This window comes from Kitasatospora nipponensis, from assembly GCF_039528135.1.
Taxonomy (GTDB): domain Bacteria; phylum Actinomycetota; class Actinomycetes; order Streptomycetales; family Streptomycetaceae; genus Kitasatospora; species Kitasatospora nipponensis.
In genome coordinates, this window is sequence record NZ_BAAALF010000179.1 from 13,416 (window position 1) to 17,148 (window position 3,733).

The 3,733-nt window shown below is 71.8% G+C and carries 5 protein-coding genes; 3 read left to right on the forward strand and 2 right to left on the reverse strand.

Going from position 1 to position 3,733, the window contains the following annotated elements; all coding sequences use genetic code 11:
* Positions 1-35: 35 nt before the first annotated feature.
* Entirely contained in the window at positions 36-329 is a 294-nt protein-coding gene (locus ABD323_RS32750) for a DUF4190 domain-containing protein (protein WP_344445688.1), read from the reverse strand.
* A gap of 87 nt (positions 330-416) precedes the next feature.
* Positions 417-572 carry a hypothetical protein gene (locus ABD323_RS32755; protein WP_344445689.1) on the reverse strand — a complete coding sequence of 52 codons (156 nt, stop codon included), beginning with the start codon at positions 570-572 and terminating at the stop codon, positions 417-419.
* Between the two features lie 94 nt (positions 573-666).
* Here ABD323_RS32755 and ABD323_RS32760 point away from each other — a divergent pair, with 94 nt between their 5' ends.
* From ABD323_RS32760 to ABD323_RS32770, 3 genes are all read left to right on the forward strand, one after another.
* Positions 667-1,296, forward strand: coding sequence for a TetR family transcriptional regulator (locus tag ABD323_RS32760; RefSeq protein WP_344445690.1), 630 nt, complete (start codon positions 667-669; stop codon positions 1,294-1,296).
* A 208-nt stretch (positions 1,297-1,504) separates the two neighbouring features.
* Positions 1,505-1,849 (forward strand): rodlet layer protein, encoded by a 345-nt coding sequence (locus ABD323_RS32765; RefSeq protein ID WP_344445691.1) that lies wholly within the window; start codon positions 1,505-1,507, stop codon positions 1,847-1,849.
* 310 nt (positions 1,850-2,159) lie between these two features.
* A partial coding sequence (locus ABD323_RS32770) for a glycosyltransferase family 2 protein (protein WP_344445692.1) occupies positions 2,160-3,733 on the forward strand: 1,574 nt, incomplete at its 3' end.

Sequence of the window (3,733 nt, forward strand, 5' to 3'; positions counted from 1 at the left end):
GCCCCGGGTCTCGAGGATGAAGCCCGATCGCCCCGTCAGCCGCCGAGCTGCAGCAGCGTGCCGTGGCTGGTGGCGATCGCGACCGCCAGCAGGATCAGGTCGGCCGCCCCGAGGGTGAGGCCGAGCAGGGCCCGGCCGCGCCGGGCGGTTCCCCGGACCAGCGCCAGCGCGCCCAGGACCAGGGCCAGCGGCCCGAAGACCACGTTGAAGAGCAGCAGTCCGATCAGGCCGAGGACGAAGGAGGCGATCGCCATCCCGTCCGCGTCGCGGGAGCGGGTGTCGGCTGATCCGTGGTTCGCGCGGTGCTGAGCGGGCGTCAGGGCTGCCATCGGAACTCTCCTGTCGGATACGGCGGTCGGGCTGTGGTCGGGGGAACGAGGAACGGGGGAACGAGGGCAGGAACGGGGACCGTCGGGTCAGTGCCGGCGCAGGCGGGCGGCACCCTCGCGGGCGCCGAAGAGCAGCAGCCAGCCGGCGATCGCGGCGGCGGCGGCCAGGAAGACCGGCAGGCTGGTGTGGGCGGCGGTGCCCAGCAGCAGGCCCATCGCGGCGAGCACGGCGAGGAAGAACATGAGCGGACCTTTCGCCATTTGAGCTAACAACTGTTCGCTGACATCCACCACTCTACGCTGGCGGAAGTCAGCAAACAGTTGTTTACTGAATGACGTGAGTCACACCCTCGGAGTCCGCCAGGCCCAGAAGGAGCAGAGCCGCCGCGCCCTGCTCGACGCCGGCCTGCGGCTGCTCGAACACCAGAACCTCAGCGGCCTCGGCGTCCGCGAGGTGACCCGGGCCGCCGGGATGTCGCCGGCCGGCTTCTACCGGCACTTCCGCGATCTCGACGAGCTCGGCGTGGTCCTGGTCACCGAGTCGCTGCAGAGCCTGCACGCGATGATCCGTTCCGTGCTGGCCGGCGAGGGCGAGGCCGAGGACCTGATCGACCGGACCATCGCGGTGATCACCCGGCACGTCCGGGAGAACCGGGCCCACCTGCGCTTCCTGGCCCGCGAACGGCACGGCGGCGTCCGGTCGGTGCGCGAGGCGATCACCGCGGAGCTGGACGCCTTCACCTCCGAGACCGCCGCCGCGCTCGGCACCCAGCCGCAGAGCGCCGACTGGAGCGGGCAGGACCTGCGGATGCTCGCGGGCCTGTACGTCGAGCACCTGGTCGCCACCGCCGCCGCCCTGCTGGAGGCGCCGCCGGACTCCCCCGCGGCCGAGCGGCGGATCGCCTCCGTCGCCCGCGACCAGCTGCGCCTGATCAGCCTCGGCCGCCGGCACTGGCCCACCGGCTGAGGCCGGCCGGGCACGGGTCGGAGTCTGGATCGGGGTCAGGGTCGGAGTCGGAGTCGGATCCGGTCCCGGCAGCACCGGACGGGTGAGTCCGCCCTTTCACCAGTGACCTGGCCCGCCCGGGCGCGTTGAACGCGACGTCGGTACAGACCGCCGGCGCGGCCGCCGCCCAGGCACCGCCCGCCGGCGAATTTCGAGAGGACCATGACCCATGTTCAAGAAGGCTCTGGCGGGCGCCGGTATCGCTGTCGCGTCGATGGCCGCGATGGCTGCTCCGGCGATGGCGATCGGCAACGCCGATGGCTCGGCCGCCTCGGTCTCCGGCGACGGCGGCACCAACGCCACCGGCACCACCGGCGACCACAGCCCCAACTTCCACACGGCCGACAACCTGAACCTCTGCCTGCCCGAGGTGCACCACGTGCAGGTCGGCGTGCTGCCCCCGCTGCAGGTCGACGTGCCGATCGCCAACCAGCAGCAGCACCAGATCTGCAACGTGGGCCAGACCACCCAGGGCAACGGCGACGGCGCGCTGCTCTCGCACGCGATCGGCTGACCCCACCGGGTCCGTCACCACGACAGGTCCGGCCCCCGCGGGCGACAGTACCGCGGGGGCCGGACCTGTCGTTGTGCCAGAGTTCACCCCCGCGCGACCTGTTGATCTTCCGTCGGATCGCTCGGGGCGACCAGAGTGGCGACAGAGGCTGCGGAGGTGTGCGCCGCGGCCGCACCGACGGTCCCGCGAGCGGTGACCCACGCCCGGATTCCCGGCACCGCGTCTTGATCCGTGGACACCTGGCGCGAATGGTCTATACCAATCGGATAGCCTGTCCCCGGAAGCTGTCGACCGCGGCTGTGGGGGCCACATGACTGTCCATCATCTTCCCGCTCCACCCGACGATCAGGAGCTCTACTGGTACTTCGGACCGCAGCGCCGCTGGGTCCTGCTCTGCACCTCGCTCGCCTTCGTCCTGACGGCGGCGACCATGTTCACCTTCGCCCTGCGCACACCCGCGCTCTGGGCCTTCCTGGCGGTGCTGGCGCTCAACCTCGTCGCACTCGCCCTCTCCTCCGTCAACAGCCTGCGCCAGCGCCGGCTCACCCGGCAGTCGCACGAGGTGCTGCTGCGGGCCTGGCGACCCGCCGAGGCCCCGAGCGTGGACCTCTACCTGCCGACCTGCGGCGAACCGCTCGCGGTGCTGGCCAACGCCTACCGCGCGGTCTCCCTCGTCAACTGGCCCGGCCGGCTCACCGTCTGGGTACTGGACGACGCCGCCAGCAGTGAAGTCGAGGAGCTGGCAGCCGAGTTCGGCTACCGCTACGTGGTCAGGCCGGACCGTGGGCACCTGAAGAAGGCCGGCAACCTCAACCACGCGCTGACTCTCGGCAGCGCCGAGTACATCGCCATCCTGGACGCCGACTTCGCACCGCGCGCGGACTTCCTCCAGCACCTGGTGCCGTACTTCGCCGATCCCGCGATCGGCATCGTGCAGAGCCCGCAGTGCTTCGACACCGACGGCTCGATGAACTGGATCGAGCGGGCCGCCGGCTCCGCGCAGGAGTGGTTCTTCCGCTGGATCCAGCCCTCCCGGGACGCCAGCGACGCCGCCATCTGCTGCGGCAGCAACGCCGTCTACCGGCGCGCCGCCATCGACGCGGCCGGCGGCTTCGCCCGGCTGGACCACAGCGAGGACATGTACACCGGACTCGCCCTGTACGAGCGCGGGTTCCGCACCCTGTACGTGCCGGTCCTGGTCGCCAAGGGCACCTCGCCCGACAGCCTGGCCTCCTTCGTCAACCAGCAGTACCGCTGGGCGATGGGCAACCTGCACCTGCTCGGCGGCCGCGACCTGAAGCGGATGCGGGCGCCCTGGCGGATGCGGTTCTGCTTCTACGAGGGCATCGTGGGCTACCTCACCACGGCCGTGAACATCTTCGCCGCGCCGCTGCCGCCGCTGGTGATGATGTACTGCTATCCCGACCAGATCCGGCCCTGGCACGTCCTGCCGCTGCTCGCGCCGCTCTGGCTCTGGCACGTGCTGCTGCCGCGGGTCAGCCGGACCCGCTGGCGAGTCGAGGTGATCCGCGCCAACGTGCTGATGAGCATCGCCGCGGGCGCCGCCTTCCTGCACACGCTGCGCGGGCGCAGCGCGACCTGGGTGCCGACCGGCGCCGGTGGGGCCAAGCCCGGTGGGCTGGCTCGGCGGGTCGTGCTGGTCTCGCTCGGCTGGGTCGGCGGCTCGCTGCTCGCCGCGGCGGGCGGTCTCGCGCTGGACGTCTCGGCGCACGGCTGGGGGCCCAACTGGGGTCTGGCGCTCTACCTGGTGGTGCAGGGTCAGATCGGACTGCCGCTGATCCGCGACCTGCTCATCGAGCTGCGTCCGGCGCGAGCGGCGCGCACCGTGCAGCGCGCCTCCGAGGCCACCGGCGCCACCACGGC

Coding starts and splice junctions, on each gene's coding strand:
- ABD323_RS32750 (WP_344445688.1), bottom strand. CDS start 329: ATGGCAGCCCTGACGCCCGCTCAGCACCGCGCGAACCACGGATCAGCC.
- ABD323_RS32755 (WP_344445689.1), bottom strand. CDS start 572: ATGTTCTTCCTCGCCGTGCTCGCCGCGATGGGCCTGCTGCTGGGCACC.
- ABD323_RS32765 (WP_344445691.1), top strand. CDS start 1,505: ATGTTCAAGAAGGCTCTGGCGGGCGCCGGTATCGCTGTCGCGTCGATG.